This window comes from Paenibacillus monticola (assembly GCF_009664975.1).
In the GTDB taxonomy this organism is placed as follows: domain Bacteria; phylum Bacillota; class Bacilli; order Paenibacillales; family Paenibacillaceae; genus Paenibacillus_AQ; species Paenibacillus_AQ monticola.
The window spans coordinates 399,026-418,242 of the sequence record NZ_WJXB01000003.1 but is presented as its reverse complement, the minus strand read 5'-3'; the positions used below and the strand labels follow the sequence as shown (position 1 = coordinate 418,242).

General features: G+C 44.2%; 23 protein-coding genes. 16 read left to right on the top strand and 7 right to left on the bottom strand.

What is annotated here, in order from left to right; all coding sequences use genetic code 11:
* The first annotated feature begins 31 nt into the window (after positions 1 to 31).
* The 8 genes from GJB61_RS11075 to GJB61_RS11040 all read left to right on the top strand — a co-directional run bounded on the left by GJB61_RS11075 (position 32) and on the right by GJB61_RS11040 (position 7,239).
* Complete coding sequence (locus GJB61_RS11075) at positions 32 to 934, top strand: TlyA family RNA methyltransferase (protein ID WP_154118558.1); 903 nt, start codon at positions 32 to 34, stop codon at positions 932 to 934.
* Positions 935 to 1,020: 86 nt separating this feature from the next.
* Positions 1,021 to 1,494: a hypothetical protein gene (locus GJB61_RS11070; protein ID WP_338115755.1), complete on the top strand. Its 474-nt coding sequence runs from the start codon at positions 1,021 to 1,023 to the stop codon at positions 1,492 to 1,494.
* Between the two features lie 29 nt (positions 1,495 to 1,523).
* Positions 1,524 to 1,973, top strand: a complete 450-nt coding sequence (ahrC, locus tag GJB61_RS11065; protein WP_154118556.1) for a transcriptional regulator AhrC/ArgR — start codon at positions 1,524 to 1,526, stop codon at positions 1,971 to 1,973.
* Positions 1,974 to 2,192: 219 nt separating this feature from the next.
* Complete coding sequence (gene recN, locus GJB61_RS11060) at positions 2,193 to 3,920, top strand: DNA repair protein RecN (protein WP_338115754.1); 1,728 nt, start codon at positions 2,193 to 2,195, stop codon at positions 3,918 to 3,920.
* A 138-nt stretch (positions 3,921 to 4,058) separates the two neighbouring features.
* Positions 4,059 to 5,168: a SpoIVB peptidase gene (spoIVB, locus tag GJB61_RS11055; RefSeq protein WP_154118858.1), complete on the top strand. Its 1,110-nt coding sequence runs from the start codon at positions 4,059 to 4,061 to the stop codon at positions 5,166 to 5,168.
* A 199-nt stretch (positions 5,169 to 5,367) separates the two neighbouring features.
* Positions 5,368 to 6,180 (top strand): sporulation transcription factor Spo0A, encoded by an 813-nt coding sequence (spo0A, locus tag GJB61_RS11050; protein WP_338115753.1) that lies wholly within the window; start codon positions 5,368 to 5,370, stop codon positions 6,178 to 6,180.
* 190 nt (positions 6,181 to 6,370) lie between these two features.
* Complete coding sequence (locus tag GJB61_RS11045; protein ID WP_154118555.1) at positions 6,371 to 6,964, top strand: YdeI/OmpD-associated family protein; 594 nt, start codon at positions 6,371 to 6,373, stop codon at positions 6,962 to 6,964.
* 29 nt (positions 6,965 to 6,993) lie between these two features.
* A complete protein-coding gene (locus GJB61_RS11040) occupies positions 6,994 to 7,239 on the top strand; it encodes a hypothetical protein (RefSeq protein WP_154118554.1) in 246 nt (81 codons plus the stop codon).
* An 18-nt stretch (positions 7,240 to 7,257) separates the two neighbouring features.
* Here GJB61_RS11040 and GJB61_RS11035 read toward each other — a convergent pair whose 3' ends face one another.
* Complete coding sequence (locus tag GJB61_RS11035) at positions 7,258 to 7,788, bottom strand: CDP-alcohol phosphatidyltransferase family protein (protein ID WP_154118553.1); 531 nt, start codon at positions 7,786 to 7,788, stop codon at positions 7,258 to 7,260.
* 283 nt (positions 7,789 to 8,071) lie between these two features.
* Here GJB61_RS11035 and GJB61_RS11030 point away from each other — a divergent pair, with 283 nt between their 5' ends.
* Positions 8,072 to 8,731, top strand: coding sequence for a helix-turn-helix domain-containing protein (locus GJB61_RS11030; protein WP_154118552.1), 660 nt, complete (start codon positions 8,072 to 8,074; stop codon positions 8,729 to 8,731).
* A gap of 129 nt (positions 8,732 to 8,860) precedes the next feature.
* Complete coding sequence (locus GJB61_RS11025) at positions 8,861 to 9,169, top strand: hypothetical protein (RefSeq protein ID WP_154118551.1); 309 nt, start codon at positions 8,861 to 8,863, stop codon at positions 9,167 to 9,169.
* 98 nt (positions 9,170 to 9,267) lie between these two features.
* Here the strand turns inward: GJB61_RS11025 and sda are convergent, their stop codons facing one another.
* The 4 genes from sda to GJB61_RS31175 all read right to left on the bottom strand — a co-directional run bounded on the left by sda (position 9,268) and on the right by GJB61_RS31175 (position 11,293).
* The gene (gene sda / locus GJB61_RS11020) at positions 9,268 to 9,429 is read right to left on the bottom strand and encodes a sporulation histidine kinase inhibitor Sda (protein ID WP_154118550.1); all 162 of its coding nucleotides are present in this window, start codon (positions 9,427 to 9,429) and stop codon (positions 9,268 to 9,270) included.
* Between the two features lie 220 nt (positions 9,430 to 9,649).
* Positions 9,650 to 9,985 (bottom strand): LytTR family DNA-binding domain-containing protein, encoded by a 336-nt coding sequence (locus GJB61_RS11015; RefSeq protein WP_154118549.1) that lies wholly within the window; start codon positions 9,983 to 9,985, stop codon positions 9,650 to 9,652.
* Between the two features lie 137 nt (positions 9,986 to 10,122).
* Positions 10,123 to 10,647 carry an accessory gene regulator ArgB-like protein gene (locus GJB61_RS32555; protein WP_476703953.1) on the bottom strand — a complete coding sequence of 175 codons (525 nt, stop codon included), beginning with the start codon at positions 10,645 to 10,647 and terminating at the stop codon, positions 10,123 to 10,125.
* Positions 10,628 to 11,293 carry a hypothetical protein gene (locus GJB61_RS31175; RefSeq protein ID WP_195724303.1) on the bottom strand — a complete coding sequence of 222 codons (666 nt, stop codon included), beginning with the start codon at positions 11,291 to 11,293 and terminating at the stop codon, positions 10,628 to 10,630. The genes GJB61_RS32555 and GJB61_RS31175 overlap by 20 nt, the downstream gene beginning before the upstream one ends.
* 136 nt (positions 11,294 to 11,429) lie before the next feature.
* Here GJB61_RS31175 and GJB61_RS11000 point away from each other — a divergent pair, with 136 nt between their 5' ends.
* On the top strand, positions 11,430 to 11,948 hold the full coding sequence (locus GJB61_RS11000) for a DinB family protein (protein ID WP_154118546.1): 519 nt from the start codon (positions 11,430 to 11,432) through the stop codon (positions 11,946 to 11,948).
* Positions 11,945 to 12,187: a hypothetical protein gene (locus GJB61_RS10995; RefSeq protein WP_154118545.1), complete on the top strand. Its 243-nt coding sequence runs from the start codon at positions 11,945 to 11,947 to the stop codon at positions 12,185 to 12,187. The genes GJB61_RS11000 and GJB61_RS10995 overlap by 4 nt, the downstream gene beginning before the upstream one ends.
* A 302-nt stretch (positions 12,188 to 12,489) precedes the next feature.
* Here GJB61_RS10995 and GJB61_RS10990 read toward each other — a convergent pair whose 3' ends face one another.
* A complete protein-coding gene (locus tag GJB61_RS10990; RefSeq protein ID WP_338115751.1) occupies positions 12,490 to 13,059 on the bottom strand; it encodes a thymidine kinase in 570 nt (189 codons plus the stop codon).
* 194 nt (positions 13,060 to 13,253) lie between these two features.
* Between GJB61_RS10990 and GJB61_RS10985 the strand changes: the two genes are divergently transcribed.
* The 3 genes from GJB61_RS10985 to GJB61_RS10975 all read left to right on the top strand — a co-directional run bounded on the left by GJB61_RS10985 (position 13,254) and on the right by GJB61_RS10975 (position 17,148).
* Positions 13,254 to 13,463 (top strand): hypothetical protein, encoded by a 210-nt coding sequence (locus GJB61_RS10985; RefSeq protein WP_154118543.1) that lies wholly within the window; start codon positions 13,254 to 13,256, stop codon positions 13,461 to 13,463.
* 102 nt (positions 13,464 to 13,565) lie between these two features.
* Positions 13,566 to 15,311: an ABC transporter ATP-binding protein gene (locus GJB61_RS10980; RefSeq protein ID WP_154118542.1), complete on the top strand. Its 1,746-nt coding sequence runs from the start codon at positions 13,566 to 13,568 to the stop codon at positions 15,309 to 15,311.
* Entirely contained in the window at positions 15,292 to 17,148 is a 1,857-nt protein-coding gene (locus GJB61_RS10975) for an ABC transporter ATP-binding protein (RefSeq protein ID WP_154118541.1), read from the top strand. Before GJB61_RS10980 ends, GJB61_RS10975 begins: the two co-directional genes overlap by 20 nt.
* A 120-nt stretch (positions 17,149 to 17,268) precedes the next feature.
* Here the strand turns inward: GJB61_RS10975 and GJB61_RS10970 are convergent, their stop codons facing one another.
* Positions 17,269 to 17,574, bottom strand: a complete 306-nt coding sequence (locus tag GJB61_RS10970; RefSeq protein ID WP_154118540.1) for a DUF2627 domain-containing protein — start codon at positions 17,572 to 17,574, stop codon at positions 17,269 to 17,271.
* A 153-nt stretch (positions 17,575 to 17,727) separates the two neighbouring features.
* Here GJB61_RS10970 and lpdA point away from each other — a divergent pair, with 153 nt between their 5' ends.
* The gene (lpdA, locus tag GJB61_RS10965; RefSeq protein WP_154118539.1) at positions 17,728 to 19,167 is read left to right on the top strand and encodes a dihydrolipoyl dehydrogenase; all 1,440 of its coding nucleotides are present in this window, start codon (positions 17,728 to 17,730) and stop codon (positions 19,165 to 19,167) included.
* Positions 19,168 to 19,217 lie beyond the last annotated feature (50 nt).

Below are 19,217 nucleotides of genomic sequence, written 5' to 3'. Positions count from 1 at the left end.
AATATAAGGATAAGTAAATCAGGAGATGACCATGGAACACCGCAAAGAACGGATAGATGTATTGCTTGTAGAGCAGGGTTTTTATGAGAGCCGTGAACGAGCCAAAGCCGCTATTATGGCAGGACTTGTTCTCGCAAATGAAGAGCGGATCGAGAAACCGGGGATGAAGGTATCCCGAGAAGCAACCCTGAAAGTAAAGGGTTCTGTGCATCCTTACGTCAGCCGTGGCGGACTGAAACTGGAGAAGGCGCTCCGTCAATTCGGTATTGATTTGCAGGGGCGTAACATGCTGGACATTGGCTCTTCTACAGGAGGGTTTACGGACTGTGCACTTCAGAATGGAGTAAGCCATGTGTATGCGATTGATGTTGGCTATAATCAGCTCGACTGGTCGCTGCGCAATGATGAGCGGGTTACGGTAATGGAGCGTACGAATTTTCGTTATATGACACCTCCTGATATTAAGGGGCCAGTACCGGACTTTGCCAGTATTGATGTATCCTTTATATCGCTAAAGATTATTCTTCCTCCGCTGATGGCGCTGTTGCAGCGTCCGGCAGATATTGCTGCCTTAATCAAGCCACAATTCGAGGCAGGACGTGAGAAAGTCGGTAAATCCGGCGTAATTCGTGATTCGGCGGTTCACAAAGAGGTGCTTATTAAAGTACTGACTATGGCTGCGGACTTGGGCTATATTCTTAAGGGTCTTACCTTTTCGCCGATTACCGGTGGAGAGGGCAACATTGAGTTTCTGGCTCACTGGACATTGCTGCCGGAAAAAGAAGTTCTAAATGAAGAAGGAACGATACATGCGGAGGACTCCTCACCAGCATCAACTTTGCCTAACTTTGCCTCACTTGCTGACGAAGTCATCAAAGAAGCCACTTCAACCTTCAGTGTCAATACAACTCATGGAAACTCATCTAAGCGATGAGTTTCTTTTGCTAGAAGGGCTGCAGAATTCGTGGGTAAGCAGGATTTTACCAGGTCTCACGCGAATAAATCACCGAGGTGATGGAAGTGGCGGAAAACTCTGATAAGGTTGTTATGGGGTTAATTGGGGTAGCATTAGCTATATTTATACTGTACCGGATCTATATATGGCTGCAGAGCTCTCCGCGTTCCTTTATGAAGGATAAAATCCCCCTCAATAAAGTGATTCTCCCTCATCCGTCTATAGATCTGCTGGAGGGGGCAGGGTACGAGATCATTGGTGGCAAACTGAAAATTCCGTTGTCCTTTAAGGTTGACGGGTTATCGCTGTACAGCCGCCTGTTTATTGATTATGTTGCCACCAAAGAAGAGGGCTCGTTCTATTTGGTGATGCTGGCCCGGACACGTAAGCCGCTGGATCTTACTGGCAGTGGATTACGCGATACCTTGCTGCCTTATCTGCTGATCTATCCGGACTGTAGCGGCGTGTTATATGTTAATGTTGCGACTGCAGCTATTCAAGTTATTAAGCTAGGTAAAGACGATGGAGAATCGAATTAAAGTTAATCTTTTAAATACGGGAGGCACCAATGAAGGGACAAAGACATATTAAGATTCGCGAAATTATTACGCATAAGGATATCGAGACACAGGACGAGCTAGTGGAGACATTACGTGAATCTGGATTTCAGGTCACTCAGGCTACAGTCTCACGTGATATTAAGGAGCTTTTGCTAATTAAGGTTCCGATGGATGATGGAAGATATAAATATTCACTTCCAACCGATCAGCGTTACAATCCTACCCAGAAACTGAAGCGGGTACTGGTTGATAATTTTGTGCAAATTGATTTCTCCGCCAACTTGGTTGTTATGAAATGTTTGCCGGGAACGGCTAACTCCGTGGCGGCTCTGATTGACAATATTAACTGGCCGCAAATTATGGGTACCATTTCAGGTGATGATACCATCCTCATTATCTGCCGCCAGCCAGAAGACAGCAAGAATGTAATTGCGCAAATCATGGGATACATATCCTAACAACTAAGCGTATGCTTTCGAAGCGAGTTTTATTGCGAAGTAAATCAGTGGAGTTAAGGCTCCACAAAACTAAGCGTATGCTTTCGAAGTAGTTTTGTACGAAGTGCGTTCAAGAAGCTTATGCTATCAAAACTTAGCGTATGCTTTCGAAGCGAGTTTTATTGCGAAGTAAATCTATGGAGTGATAGCTCCATAAAACTTTTAGGAGGTGCTCTATTAGTGTTAGAAACCTTGTCAATTCGCAATCTTGCCGTTGTTGAGGCAGTGGATGTACATTTCTATCCTGGATTTCATGTGCTTACGGGGGAGACAGGTGCTGGTAAATCAATAATCATTGATGCGCTTGGACTCATTGCCGGAGGGCGTGGCTCCGCGGATTCCATTCGTTACGGTTGTGAAAAGGCAGAGATGGAAGCGCTCTTCAGTCTGCCTGACGGTCATCCTGTATGGGAGACACTGGAGCGTCTGGGCATCCGGGCACAGCAAGAGGAGCATCTGGTGATACGACGCGAAATCACTTCACAGGGCAAAAGCGCTTCACGTGTAAACGGACAATTGGTTAATCTAAGCATGCTGCGGGAAATTGGTGAACAGCTAGTCAATATTCATGGACAGCATGAGCATCAGAATCTGCTGAAGGCAGAGACACATTTGGGATTGCTTGATACGTATGGAGAAGGCTTGATCAGTCCGCTTAAAGTCGTCTATCAAGAGAGATACTCAGCTTTTGCCAAGGTGGAGAAAGAACTGCGCGAGCTGCAGGAATCCAGTCAAAAGGGCTACCAAATGCTGGATTTGTATCGCTTTCAGCTTGAGGAGATTTCATCTGCTGGTTTAATTGCGGGAGAGGATGAATTACTTTCCGAAGAAAGGGTCAAACTATCCCACAGCGAGAAGATGATGGATTCCGTAACCGGTGCCTATGAGCTTTTGTATGACAATCAGGGTCTGGAGTCCATCAACAATGTCATTTCCAAGCTTGAGGATGCGGTCCGTTATGATGAAAAAGGGTTAAAAGCTGTGCTCGAGCAGCTGCAATCTGCTTATTATCAGTTGGAGGATGCTTCTTTCCAGCTGCGTGATTACCGTGAGGATATTGAGTTTAATCCACAGCGTCTCGAAGACATCGAGAACCGGCTTCATCTGATCTCCGGCCTGCGCCGTAAATATGGGGAAAGCGTGGAGCAAATCTTGGCTTATTATGAACAAATTTATCGTGAAACTGATCTGTTGGAGAATAAAGACGAATATCTTGAGAAATTAACCGTCAAACGGAATGGATTGTTATCGCACTTAATGGAAGCAGCGGAAGCACTCAGTGCCGCGAGACAGCATTGTGCGACTGATTTGGCGGTTCAGGTTGAGGGTGAGCTTAAAGACCTGCAGATGGAAAGAACGTCGCTACAGGTCAAACTGGAGACGCTGGAGGACCCGCGTGGTGTCGAGTATCAGGATCGGCGTATCCGTCTGACCAGACAGGGGATAGACAGTGCTGAATTCATGATCTCCCCTAACCCGGGTGAACCGCTGAGACCTCTGGGCAAAATCGCCTCAGGCGGCGAGTTGTCTCGGATCATGCTGGCGATGAAGAGCATTTTTGCACGTCATGATGCCATTCCTGTACTCATCTTTGATGAAGTGGATACCGGGGTGAGTGGACGTGCTGCCCAGTCCATTGCGGATAAGCTGTATAAGTTGTCCTCAACATGCCAGGTTTTCTCCATTACCCATCTGCCACAAGTGGCTTGTATGGCCGATCATCAGTACTTAATTCGTAAAAAAGTTGAAGATGGACGCACCATGACTGAGGTGGAATCCTTGACCGATGAAGGTCGGATAAAGGAAATGGCTCGGATGCTGGGCGGCGTGGAAATTACCGAAAAAACGCTGCATCACGCACAGGAAATGCTCAATCTGGCCGAAGCCAGCAAAGCTGCTGTAGGGTAAGCGGGACAATGATTGACAGTAATAAAAGCCTGGGGGCAAGGTTATCTTATAGGTACGCAATTGGCGACCACCTTTTTCGTCAAGCGAAAGAAGCAAAAGGGAGCGTGACAGCCATTGAAGCCGAACCTCAGGAAGTTAATGCCCGGCCTTTTACTTGCCTTCTTTCTTAGTTTATCAGGCATAACGGGACCCGTCCGAAGCTATGCTGCAGCACAGGATGAGCCTAGCCAGGCGGCTGAACAACGAACCCAACCGGAGCTGAAGGTCATCCCGGGAGGTCAGACAATTGGTGTTAAGGTGAAATCTGCAGGCGTGCTGGTTGTAGGACATCATCTGATCGAAGTATCTCAGCAGTCCAAGCTTTCACCTGGAGAGAACAGCGGGCTTGTGCCTGGTGATCTCATGATCTCCATTGATGGTGTCAAGCTGGATGAAGTATCCAAAGTTTCCAAGCTGGTGGAACGTGCCGGTAAAAACAATGATTTTCTTACCATTGTCTATAAACGTGGTGGAAAAGAACATACGGCGAAGCTGAAGCCCGCGTATGACCGTAACGATAAGGTATGGAGGCTCGGTCTGTACATCCGAGATTCTGCAGCAGGCGTGGGAACTTTAACCTTTTATGCACCGCAGCAGGGCGTATATGGGGCACTAGGACATGTGATTACCGACATGAACACGGGAACACCAATCGTTGTTGGCAGTGGACACATTGTGCAATCAAGCGTAACCTCAATTTCCAAAAGTCAGGATGGCGACCCTGGAGAGAAGAGAGCTCATTTTTTGAAGGAAAGTCAGGTACTCGGAAATGTAGAGAGCAATACGGACTTTGGCATTTTCGGCAAAATGACCCGCAACCCTGAACACAGTCTTTATAAGGAACCGATTCCGGTAGCTATGAGCGATGAAGTCAAGGAAGGGCCAGCCCAGATTCTGACGGTAGTAGATGGACAGCAGGTGGAACGCTTTAATGTCGAAATCATCCATGTTGCACATCAAGCGGAGCCGGCCACTAAAGGGATGGTGCTACGCATTACCGATCCTCGTCTTTTGGACAAGACAGGGGGGATTGTACAAGGTATGAGCGGCAGTCCTATTGTTCAGCAAGGACGATTAGTCGGTGCGGTTACCCATGTGTTTGTAAATGACCCTAAATCCGGTTATGGCTGCTTCATTGAGTGGATGCTCCGAGACTCAGGTGTAGCTCAACAAGAGAATATTCTTCCCTACAATCTTAAGGCGGTTTAAGCCTTAAGATTTTTTTGTCGAACCAAAGCGAAGAAGAACGAACCTTGAAATAAATTATTAATTATAATTCAACGTTGAAAAAAAATAAAGAAAAATAATATTCGACAGAAGGGAATTGAATTCCCATGTCGAAACCTTAAAAGGAGAGATGACAAATGTTACTTTCGAATAGCAGATATAATTAAGGAGGAAACAGCCAGTGCAGAATATTGAAGTGTTGTTGGCCGATGATAATAGGGAATTTACGAACTTACTGTCTGAGTATATTTCGGAACAGGAAGACATGACCGTAACAGGCATCGCCTACAATGGAGAAGAAGTGCTTCAAATGTTAAGCGGAGCGCATAAGGTCCCCGATGTTCTTATCCTTGATATTATTATGCCTCATTTGGACGGACTTGGTGTCCTGGAACGACTACGCGATATGGATCTCAATCCCCAACCGAAGATCATTATGCTGACTGCTTTTGGTCAGGAGAATATCACCCAGAGGGCTGTACAGCTTGGAGCATCTTATTATATTTTGAAGCCATTCGATATGGAGGTATTGGCCAGTCGCATTCGCCAGCTTGTTGGCATCCAAGGCAGCCTGACCTCTTCCTCAAATATGTCTAATTACTCATCCTCCAGATCGAACGTTGTGCCAATCTCCAAAGGCAAGAACCTGGATGCTAATATTACTGCGATTATCCATGAAATTGGCGTACCTGCGCATATTAAGGGCTACCAATATCTGCGTGAAGCGATCACCATGGTGTACAACAATATTGAAATCCTTGGTGCGATCACCAAGACGCTTTATCCTGCCATTGCCGAAAGATTCAAGACAACGCCTTCACGCGTTGAACGAGCCATCCGCCATGCGATTGAAGTAGCCTGGACCCGCGGCAACATCGACTCCATCAGCCACCTGTTCGGCTACACGATCAACATCAGCAAATCCAAGCCAACTAACTCCGAGTTTATTGCCATGGTTGCGGATAAGCTGCGCATCGAGCATAAGGTGTCTTGAAAGGGTAAGGATGATTGAGGGTAGCTATGTATAACCGCTATTCATTGGGTTTCCATAATCCAATGAGGGGCGGTTATTTTATTATGTTTACGAGAGGTCTGTACACAAACTGTACAATCCATATAAAAGAAGTACAATTGAACCTATGTGATGCAGATAGGAAATACGCGATGAGGAGGGGTGTTTTTTGATGACAAATAACAAACTGAATCCTAAGGTTGATGAATATTTAGGTAAAGCTAACAAGTGGAAGAAAGAATATGAGAAGTTGAGAAATATTGTTCTTGACTGTGAGTTGACCGAAGAGTTTAAGTGGATGCATCCTTGTTACACATTTCAGAATAAAAATATAGTTTTAATCCATGGATTTAAAGAATACTGTGCGCTTCTGTTTGTCAAAGGTGCCTTGTTACATGATGCCCATGGCATTCTGATTCAACAAACAGAGAATGTGCAGGCGGGGCGCCAGATTCGGTTCACCGATGTTGAAGAGATAGTAGCAATGGAAACCATCTTGAAAGCCTACATTAATGAAGCCATTGAAGTTGAAAAATCTGGTGTGGAAGTGGATTTTAAAAAGAATACAGAATTCATAATTCCTGAAGAATTCCAAAATAAATTCGTTGAATTCCCTGCCTTGAAACCAGCTTTTGAAGCGTTGACGCCCGGACGGCAAAGAGCCTACATATTATATTTCTCTGCACCTAAACAATCCAAAACTCGAACCTCAAGGGTTGAAAAATATATGCAGCAAATTCTGATTGGAAAAGGATTAAATGATTAATTAAATTACATGAAAGAAGGATTTTAAATATGGCTATGGTGTATTCAGAGATATTTATTGAGAGTGTGAAACTTGAATTGTTGAATCGCTTGGGATTAAAGCGGGTATACTATCTCAAGCAAATGCATGATGATTTATTTTATGATGCTGTGGGATCTGAAAAAGGAACGAAACATCGATTTCGGATTAGGCCAGCAACTGGAACGTTGGATGAGTTTATTTCGGATAAGTGGATGAGAGTGCATAGTTTTAAGATAAAAAGCGTTAATCACTGAACTGATTTGGGTGGTTGCTCAGATTTTGAAAATACTTCGTCTATTGAGATCAACTTTTGGAGAGGTGATATGTATAATACACTCTTCAGCAGCCGACAAAACCGCGATTAGGCATACTACCCAAAGGAGCGCGGATAGCTGAAATAAAATGAATAGGGGAGTTATAAAAAGAAGAAACCCCGTTAGCTTATTTCCCCAAGTATGTAGGCTGGCAAATGAATGATATTTATAGGCTGCTATCGCTAAACTTGCACAGCGAATTAATGCAGTAATAATTATCAATGGCAAAAAAATTAGTATCTTGTTCACCATCCATTGGATGATAAATACAGTAATTACCGTAAAGAGAAGGATATCGGCCAGAGAATCCAACCTGGCTCCGAATTCACTTTGTGTATTTGTTTTGCGGGCAATATATCCGTCTAAAACATCGCTTAACCCACAGATAAGGTATAAAATTAAAAATAACCATTCATTATGATATGTGAAAAATAATACAAATAAGATGATAATTCTGCTTAATGAAATGATATTTGGAATGTATTTCAACAGGTAATCCCCCGCTCTACAGATCAAGGTATATGCAATTACATCTTTAACATAGTATAAAAATTCTCGTTCTTCAAGCTATACAACGAAGATAAAGTGTTCTTGAAAAGTTCATTTATTTATCCATAATAAACAAATACCACTTGTTTTGCTGGTGAAAACCTAGTGAAATGGTGGTTTTTTAATGAATAATCAGCATGTGGAGTAAAGAATTTCAGGGATTAATTGTTATATTGAAACACAAATTGTTGTGTTGTGTTATGATATAGGTGAGGTGACTCCTATGAACGTTTTCGAGAATGAACCTGATGAGCTGGGGAATTTCATACGGCACATCAGAAAAACTAGAGGGTTGACCTTAAGAGGACTGGAAGATAAAAGCGGAATAAGCTATTCACAGCTCAGTAAAATTGAACGGGGAGAGAGCATCCCACTTAAAGATAATCTGGACAAAATCATTGAAGCTCTTGGAGCCGATCTTAAGAACCGGATGTATCATCTGGCTGATTATATGCCGGATGTTGAATATATCAAGACCTTGAAGCAAGAGTACCAGTTGCCATTGCATAATCAGTCCCAAGATTACATCTATGAGAAGGCTTTTAACAAGCTCAAAGAATTTCGGGCCAAGGAAGGTAAAGAAACTTCTTATGTTTCCTTTGATTCGAATGAGGTCATAGTTTATGAAACCGAATATGGGGCAGGAATGGTAATAGAGAAAATTGAGAAATACAATCTAACCGATGTCTTGAACGATAAGTTTGAGGGGAGTCTAGACTCCTTAAGGAAGCAGCCCCGTAAAGGGAGGCAAGCATTTATATTTGGTGAATGGCTGCGGGAATGCATTTATGAGTTAAAGGAAGAGGATCAAGACCTGGTCATAGAAGAGCTGAAGGAGTTTACCCAATTCAAAGTACAACGAATAAAGGGTGCTTTTAAGTGAGGGTCAACTCTTAACCCATAAATATTGCTAACAAATGAATAATGTTGCCTTTTTTGCAGCCATCTATTCATCTTGATCCATAAACAAACAACTAAAAATGGTTTGACAGAAAAGGGGATATAAAAACTAATGAGAATTAACATGAAATTTACCAGCAAGGGAAAAGCCGCTATCGAGAACTTCAATAACGAGGAGCTGCTGGAGATATTTGCACGTTACATCAAGACTTTATCGAAAAAGTATGATATTGAAGTAGATGTTCCCCTTGAAGTGAATCAAAATATTGTCGTGGATGGAACAATTATCGCGATGGCAGAGAACGTGAAATGCGACGTGGATACCTTCTTCAAGGAACTCAGCAGAGACATTAAAGTGCCACTGAAGAAAAGACTTGGTGGAAAGCTGGAGAACGTTTTTAAGACAGAGTTTATCGAGTAGTCTTAACAGCATCCGACAGTATTACTTAATCGCACATAAAAAAGATAGCGCCGGTGTGATTCGGCTCTATCTTTTTTTATGTCTTTCAGACATGCAGATCATAATCTCATATCCCTGCTGTTCAGAACATTTCTGATAATTTCAATGAAATCTGCTGAAGCCTTAGCGTCTACCGCTAGTTCATAGATATTGAGCAATTGTTCATTAGTCAACATTTCAAGAGAAGACGGGCGCGGAGAAGGATGAAAATGATAATTCATTAGGTTCCTCCCTCAGTGATCTGGAATTTAGAAAGCTAGTCTCCAAATGGTACCATTTGGAATAAGACCCGTCTCCTACCATTCGCCCTCCGTATTTATCTTTACATATGATGGTTAATGTGGGATAATATATAGCCAAAATTGAGCTGTATATACAATGATCCCGGTACCTAAGAGGTACTGGGATCATGCAATAAGTAACGACATACAAAAGATATATCTACCCTGACGGACCTTTCTTGCGTGCAGCCAAGTATTTCTTAATACGTGAGCCATTGGATTCCGATACAGTAGTAAATTGCTTCCCTTGATTAAAAAAAACGATTTTCCGTTCGGAGTCATACTCGTCGATATTATGAATATTGACAACATTACTGCGGTCAAGCCGTTCGAAGCCTTTATCCCCATATGCAGTGAAAAGATCGGAAAGAGTGGTGGGGAGGACAAACTCGCCTTCTTTCGTATGGACGAATATTGTATTTTTGTAATTAGAGAAATACAATATATCTTCTTCCTGGATATCCCGGGAGGAACCGTCGTTTAGTAAGACACGCATGTTTTCCCCATCCTTGTTAGATTACTTCCGGAGTTCTTTTGGAATTTCTGGGCTGTGAGCAAAGGGTTTTAATACAGTAGAAAAAAGACGTGCAGAAGCAGTTAAAGATTTTGACGCAAAACGAGCAATGTTCTTCTTCATAAAAGACTTCTCCTTTTCAAAGGGATTACTGTTAAAGACTGGGCCATAAAGGCCAGTCCGATGACAGACGAATAAATAAAGAAATTTGAAAAAACCAACAATATGGAGATCAGCTTCATCACAGGATACCTTTTGCTAGGAATTTGAGCGTTTATATCCGGATTGGGTGCGAATAATAACATTAAAATTAACGATATTCCATTTACGATCCAAAATAAATCTTTAACTAAAAAGACGAGATGTGGTATCGCAGTGCACAAGATAATTGAAAAGATATTGCAGGTTAATGCTGTTTTAAGATGTGCCCCGCCAGAGAAGAATCTTAGCGTCGAAAAGCTCAAAAGGACGAGAGAGGTTTCTATTAGCTGTCCTGTAAACAATCCTACAAGTAGCGATATTATCAGAATCAATAAGGTGTTCATAATAATGTTTAAGGCATATTGCATTACTTCAATAGAACTCGTATTCTCGGGGTTGTATTTGTTGATGGTTAAGGCTATTTTATGGCTGAGGGTATTCATTTCCGCCACGATCCTTCGTGTAAGATAAGTAAATATAACAAAAAAGAAGCACTCCATATATTAAAGGAATAAGATAGAAAAATTTTGAATTGAAAAGATACATAATTGAAATTACAATAGCAACAGTAGGGAGGTTTAGGATGAATAGTAATTTCTCCCGAGTACTTGTATTAATTTTCCCATTAGGTTTATCTGGTATGAAGTCAAAACCCTTACGTTTTTTGCCTATATAAATACTGATTAAAATAGTTGTCAAAGCAGATAGAATTTGCAGTACATAAGAATCAATAATTCTGCCGTAGAAAGCAATAGAAGAAAATAAGCCAATTTTGTTAAGTATGAATATATAGAATGTTTGAATAAAAGTATAAGCCTGATAAGTCATACCTGTCAGTATAGCCGCATAGAAAAAATGAACCCGAAATAAAAGCCAAAAAAAGCAAAACATCAGTAGATACTGAACTATAATATCGATCTCTACCATTTGGTAATCCACACGTATTACGTAAGAAAAACACCCCAATAAAAAACCGGCAAATAACATTTCTTTCGGATAAACATCAATTTTAAAGATCTTGAAAGCTAGGAGGAACATAGTATAAGACTCCATCACAGAGAACACCATATAAATTACAAAATCCGACATGCGTACACTCCCACTGATCAGAATGCCAAATCCCCAATCTTGCAATTATTATACATAATGTACTAGAATACAACAACGGGAAATTACACTTATCGCCATTTATTTATAAAATATTGTAAATGAGAGGGGTTCTATCATGATCCAACGTCCAGAACGAAGTGAATACGGAGATTTTTATGCCCATTATATTTCTTTGGTACCTGCTGAAGGAGAACTGTATGATGTTTTGAGAAAACAATCGGATGATATGTTCGTCTTTCTGGGTGGGTTGAGTGAAGTTGAGGGGAATTATCGTTACGCACCGGAGAAGTGGAGCATCAAACAAATGATTGGCCATCTGATCGATAGTGACCGCATTATGTCTTATCGTTTGCTGCGTATCTCTAGAGGTGATGTAACGCCGTTGGCAGGATATGAAGAGAATGATTATGTGAAGTCAGGTCAATTCGAGAGATTTTCCTTAAATGAGCTGCTGTATCAGTACAAGGTAGTGCGGGAGTCAACGCTGGCATTGCTCGCAACTGTGCCGGAGGATGCCTGGAAAAGAGTGGGGATCGCCAATAATGCTTCAATCTCAGCAAGGGCGCAGGCCTGCATATTGATTGGGCATGAGTTACATCATTGGGAAGTGATTAACGAGCGGTATTTAAAATGAATATACTACATTTCTTTATTCCTAGAGAAAGAACACTGATCTACACTACGTTTGATCAAGCACAGTTTTTTAAAGTGAAAGGGAATCTGCTTGCGGCAGGCATTCGACATCGTTCCAAAATTGAAGGTGGCACACGTGGTACTACACATCGTGCATTTACTGGAGGCAAGCTTCAGCAACAGCACTGTCTCTACGTCTGTAAGGAAGATGAGCACCGAGCATTGCCGTTTATCCGCTAATATTGAACGGTTGAGCATTTTGCACTTCAAAGCTGTAAAAGTAAAAACTAGCCAGCTCCGGATTATTGGAGACTGGCTAGTTTTGTTCTCGATCTTTTAGGAGTAGTTTCCGCTGAACCTAGCGGAGAGGACGGAATGATTGCGGAAAAGCGGCAGCGTTCGCCTTTGTCTCCGGATGTACACTGCTAAGTGTAATTCAATACATCTGGAGACAACAGCGATTGGAGCAACGTTCCGTTCGCGGAGCGTCCGTTCACAACAACATAAGTTATGGCTTTTGGAACACCTTTGTTTCACTACTGTTATAACGGAGGATTCTTATGACATTTTCGGCAGACCGGATAGTAGGCTTCATTTCCACCGATTTGGATTTGTTTGCCGCTGTAAACGGGTTTGCCGTTTTCTACACGCAGGGCCATGGTTGCTTTACGCTCGCAGAACCAGCAAATGGTCTTCATTTCCTCGATTTTATCAGCGTAGATCAGCATATATTTGCTGCCTTCGAATAGATTGTTCTGGAAATCATTTTTGAGTCCGAAGGCCATAACAGGAATGTTAAGCTCATCCACAATGCGCACAAGCTGGAGAATTCCGTCCTTGGTCATAAACTGGCATTCATCAATGAGTACGCAGTGCGGCTTCCGTGGGTTATTGCTGACGATCCCATAGATATCTGTATGTTCATCGATGGGTATAGCTTCTTTGCGCAGTCCAATTCGGGAAGATACATAACCCACTTCATCCCGATCATCGATGGATGGTGTGAAGATGAGCACAGACTTCCCCTGTTCTTCATAATTATGTGCAACCTTTAATATTTCAATAGATTTACCGCTGTTCATTGCCCCGTACTTGAAAAACAATTGTGCCACGACCATCTATCCCTTCTTAAATAACCAGTAATTAATCTCCGGAAATGCGACTTTATTACAGTATCATATTCCTAGCCTGTGTTACCAGTGAAAATCGTAGGAATGAAGGACATGAATACCTTGCCTCTATAAAGTTGATTCTAAAAGTGTTGTGTTATAATTATTGGAAAATGGGTAGAAGGGAAGTATTGTACATGCCAGAAAAGTTGATTGAATATAAGGAACGGCTAGCCGTCCTTCAGGAACAAGGCGGGATATCCGCAGAGGCACAAGTCTTGCTGGAAGAGATGCTCTTGGATCTTGCCGAGAAAAATCGCAGTAATAAGGCTATGCGTCAGGTGATTTTGAAAGCGGGTAAAGCTTCTACAATGTCCACCCGTTTACGGGAAGCGCTGTACGAGTAGAAAACGCCGGTAAATATAATATACGATTGGAACCTGAAAATATAGGATGCCTTCTAATAGATATACATCTTCGGAAAGCGGCCGTCTGATGGAGGAATGGTAATGGTCTTTATTTTTTCTTTTCTCAAAAAATACAGGGTTGCCGCTATCGCAGCTCTAGTGATGATGCTGATTGAGCTTGCTGTTGAGCTGTCCCAGCCCTTATTGATTTCCAAAATAATTGACCAAGGCATCAGAGAGCAAAAATCCTCAGTGGTATGGCTATGGGGTGGTGTCCTGGTAGGAAGCGCGGTTGTTGCTTTCATTGCTGGGGTGCTCAGCTCTTTTTTTGCGTCTCATGCCAGCCAAGGTTTCGCTTTTGATCTAAGGGACAAGCTTTACGAAAAGGTGCAGTCGTTCTCCTATGAAGTCTTTAACCGCTTTGCAGCTTCATCGTTAATCACGCGGTTAACCGGCGATGTGTCGCAGCTGCAGGATACTATATTTATGAGTCTGCGGTTTATGACGCGGGTGCCGCTGGTTGTTGTAGGAAGTGTCATTATGGCGTTGGTTGTGCACGTAAAGCTGGGATTGGTGCTAACGCTGACCTTACCTGTATTAACTATTTTTCTGTATGTGGTCATGAAGAAAGCATCGTCCTTGTTCCGCAAGGTACAAATCAGGCTGGATGGGGTTAACGGCGTAATTCAGGAGAATCTCACCGGTATCCGTTTGATACGCGTCTTTGTACGTATGAACCACGAGATTGGCCGCTTTGCAGCATTCAGTGGGGATCTAATGAAGGTAACGGTGTCTGCACTGCGCTTAACAGAAACCACGATGCCTTTTATTCTGCTAATTGTAAATGCGGGGATATTGGCGGTATTGTGGTTCGGCAGAATCGAGATTTCAACAGGTGATGCCACGTTAGGACAGACTGTCGCTGTTATTAATTATTCCTTGCGGACGATTGGGGCGTTGTCAGCTTTATCCTGGATTGTGGTTACCTTTTCTCGGGCACGTGCTTCCTCACAGCGTATCGTTGAAGTGATGTCTGCACATGAAGAGACAGAGGATCTTGCGAATGCTGATACAATGACGAATTCACAGTCCATACAGGGCGGTGTGAAATTTGAAGGCATTAGCTTCCGGTATCCTGGTAGCAATATTCCGGTACTGGAGGATATATCCTTTGAAGCCAAGCCGGGTGAAAGAATCGCGATTATGGGGGCAACTGGTTCAGGCAAGTCCTCGCTTGTGGGGCTGATTCCACGGTTGTATCAAGAAACTGAAGGTATTATCCGGATTGATGGAGTAGAGAGCGCCAAGCTGGAGATTTCCAAGCTGCGGGGAGCTATCGGGTATGTGCCTCAGGAAGTTTTGCTCTTCACCGGATCAGTGCGCGAGAACATCGCTTGGGGCAATGAGCATGCCACTCTGCAACAAATTGAGCAAGCGGCAGCAGCGGCGCAGATCCATGCCACGATAACAAGTCTGCCAGGCGGCTATGATACTATGCTTGGTCAACGTGGAGTTAATCTATCCGGTGGACAGAAACAGCGTCTGACAATTGCCAGGGCTCTTGTCAGGAAACCGGCAATTCTGATTCTGGATGACAGCACCAGTGCACTCGATGCCGTAACTGAAGGGCTGCTGCTTGCAGCGCTGAAGGAAATATCCTGTACAACATTCCTAATCACACAGAAGATTAGTTCCACCGCATCGGCGGATCTGATACTTTTGCTGGATGAAGGGCGGTTAATCGGTCGCGGGACGCATGAAGAATTGCTGGCAAGCTCGCAGTTGTACCGGAAAATTAATGAATCGCAGGTAGGGGGGATGGTGCAGCATGTTCAAAGCATTAGTTGAGCCTTTTCGCCATCCTAAGCCCGTTATTGAGCTTGGAGCGGGAAGAAGCCTGGGTTCGGTGACGGGCCGCAAACCGAAAGCAAAAGCAAAGGATTGGGCAGGTACATTGAAGCAGCTCTGGAGATACCTTGCCAAGCGTAAAGCAAGGTTGAGTCTGGTCTTGCTGATGGTTGTACTCAGTTCAGCGTTAGCACTGCTTGGCCCTTATATGATCGGCAAAGCGGTCGATGTTTATCTGGAGGGGACAGGTGGACAGTCCTGGGGGATTTTTCTGCTCAGTCTAGCCCTTGTGTATATATTCTTTTCTTTGACCTCGTGGCTGCAAAATATTTGGATGATCGAAATTGCCCAAGAAACCATATTCCGGATGCGTACTGATCTATTCAGTTATCTACACCGGCTGCCAATCTCGTTCTTTAACAAGAGACAGCAAGGAGAGATCATGAGCCGGCTGACTAATGATATTGAAAATGTCAGTTCTACGCTTAATAGCTCGGCGATTCAGATATTCTCCAGTATCTTGACGCTGCTCGGCACTGTAGGGGTAATGCTCTGGCTCAGCCCACTCCTAACGCTGCTCACGTTTATTGTTGTGCCTTTGATGGCGATAGGGATGCGCTGGATCACACGTCGAACCGGTCCACTGTTTAAGGAAAGACAACGTAACATGGGTGAACTGAATGGTTATATTGAGGAAACGTTATCCGGGCAGCGCATTATTAAGGCTTTTTCACAGGAAGAACGGGTCATCAATGGTTTTCGTGAACGCAACACACGGATCATGCTGTCAGGGTATTGGGCGCAGTCGATCTCCGGCTTCATTCCCAAGCTGATGAATGGACTGAACAATCTAAGCTTTGCCATTGTCGCTGGAGTTGGTGGTCTGCTGGCTATCAACGGGTCCATCACAGTCGGAGTAATTATAGTGTTTGTGGAATATACACGCCAGTTCACCCGACCGCTGAATGATCTGGCAAATCAGTGGAACACGCTGCTGTCGGCGATTGCCGGAGCGGAGCGGGTATTTGAAGTGCTGGACGAAGAAACAGAAGCGAAGGATGAGGGCGCAGCGATCTCGCTGGATAAAGTGGAAGGTGCGGTGCGCTTTGCCGGAGTATCCTTTTCGTACGATGGAGGGGCCAATACACTGCAGGATATCAGCTTTGAAGCAAAGCCCGGTGAGATGATCGCCTTGGTCGGGCCAACAGGTGCAGGTAAAACAACGCTGATCGGGCTGTTATCCCGCTTCTATGATCCAAATGGAGGCAGCATAACCCTGGACGGGAAGGATCTAACCTCGATCCGGCGTGAAAGTCTGCGGAGCCAGATGGCCTTTGTCCTGCAGGATTTATTCCTGTTCAAGGGAAGTATTCGCGATAATATCCGCTATGGCAGATTGGATGCCTCCGACGAGGAGGTTGAACAGGCAGCTATTCTAGCGAATGCTCATTCCTTTATTATGCGGATGCCGGATGGTTATGAGCGAATGCTCTCGGCAGATGGCAGTGGGATTAGCCAGGGGCAGAAGCAACTGCTGGCCATTGCGCGGGCTATTCTCGCCAATCCCTCCATGCTGGTGCTCGATGAAGCGACGAGTAGCATTGACACGGTGACCGAGATAAAGATTCAGGAAGGGCTGCAGGCACTAATGAAGGGGCGTACCAGCTTCGTGATCGCTCACAGATTGAACACGATCCGCTCCGCTGACCGGATTCTGGTGCTTGAAGGCGGCCGTCTGCTGCAGCAGGGAAATCATGAAGAACTGCTGCGCCAGGGAGGACTTTATAGCGATTTGGTGCAGGGTAAGCGTAGAGAGGCCGCTGAGGTTGAAGCTTAAGGCAATGTGAAATGCAGATCTACGTTTACTTTAACAAATAAGGCGAGAAATCTTATAGTCACGCAGGTGCGTCACTAGGGATCTCTCGCCTATTACTAGTAGAAGTAAGAAAAAAGTTGCTTAAGAACCAGCTTCCGGCGGTGTAGCCTGTTTAACCTGCTGTTTCTCCTTGAAACGTGGGCCGACATAATTACGTTTGCGGTCGCGGGCTAGAATCCAGCCGCCCAGGAAGGTCATTCCAACTGCAAAGATCAGAAGTCCGCCCCCAAAGTGAAGCCAAGCAAAAGCAGGGGTTGCACTATCATCTCCATGCATGGATATATAGTTGAAAATATCGTCTTTCATCATAATGAAGCCCTTCATGGCGAGCAAGCCGGGAATGACAAGAATAAGGATGGCAATGAAGCGTGATATCAACAGTTTCATAAGTGTCTCCTACCCTTCTTAGCCCATTGGATTCCCCATTATGATAACGCTTCAACAGAGAAAAGTCTATTTGAAAGGTTTTGTAATCCTATTAAAAGAGAGTACAATATATTAGGTTAAAGAGAACTTAAGTGTATGACTGGAGGATATATCATGACAATTACATGTGACGTGGCCATACTTGGCGGAGGAACCGGAGGTTATGTGGCGGCAATTCGTGCCGCACAGCTAGGGAAGTCCGTTGTTGTTATTGAAATGGACAAACTAGGGGGTACCTGCCTGCACCGAGGCTGTATTCCAAGTAAATCGCTGCTACGCAGTGCAGAGGTATATGCTGAAATAAATGAGAGCGAGAGCTATGGCATCGAAACTTCAGGCGTACAACTTGTATTCCCGAAGGTACAGCGGCGTAAAGAATCCGTAGTGGAGCAGCTTCATCAAGGTGTACAATATTTGATGCGAAAAAATAAAATTCAAGTCTTAAAGGGCAAGGGGCGCGTAATCGGACCTTCTATCTTCTCCCCGCGCAGCGGAGCTGTGGCGGTTGAACTGGAAGACGGAGAAATGGAGATGGTAGTCTCTGGAAATCTTATTATTGCCACTGGCTCACGTCCGCGTATTCTGCCAGGGTTGGAACCGGATGGAAAGTTCATTCTATACAGTGAAGAAGCGTTGCAGATGGAAGAACTGCCGTCTTCCATTATTATTGTGGGTGGCGGAGTTATTGGCGTAGAATGGGCCTCCATGTTGGTTGATTTCGGCGTAGAGGTAACGGTGGTCGAAGTCGCAGGGCAATTGCTGCCGCAAGAGGATGAAGAAGTAGCTCGTGAGCTGCAGCGATTATTGAAGAAGCGGGGCGTCAAGATATTGACGGGGACAATGGTTGATGCGGATAGCTGCAAAGTGACTGAAGCCGGCATTACTATTGAAGCCCGCATTACTATTGAAGCCCGCAAAGGGGAGCAGAGCCAAACTTTATCCGCTGAGAAACTGCTTGTGTCGGTAGGTAGAGTAGCCAATATTGAAAATATTGGACTGGAGAACACAGACATTCATTATGATAAAGGTGTTATATCCGTGAATTCCAATATGCAGACTAATGAACCGCATATTTATGCAATTGGTGATTGCATCGGTGGACTCCAACTGGCACATGTCGCCAGCCATGAAGGGATTATGGCGGTCAATCATTTGTCCGGGGAGAAGCAACATCCTTATCATGCTCATCTTGTTCCCCGCTGTGTCTACACACGGCCTGAAGTAGCGAGTGTAGGTTATACGGAGAAGGAAGCGAAGACGCTTGGCCATGATGTTGTGACTGGGAAATTCCCGTTCTCAGCGATTGGAAAAGCGATTGTATATGGTCAGAAAGACGGATTTGTTAAAGTTGTCGCCGATCGTACAAGCGGTGATATTCTCGGTGTGCAGATGATTGGACCGCATGTTACCGATCTGATTGGAGAAGCAGCATTAGCTCAGGTGCTGGATGCAACACCTTGGGAGATCGGTGAGACGATCCATGCTCACCCGACGCTTTCGGAAATTATAGGAGAAGCGATGCTAGCTGTAGATGGACGGGCTATCGGGTTCTAGAATTTTCTTATCTTTTCTTTTTAGGTGCAAAGGGATTATAATAAGCCTAA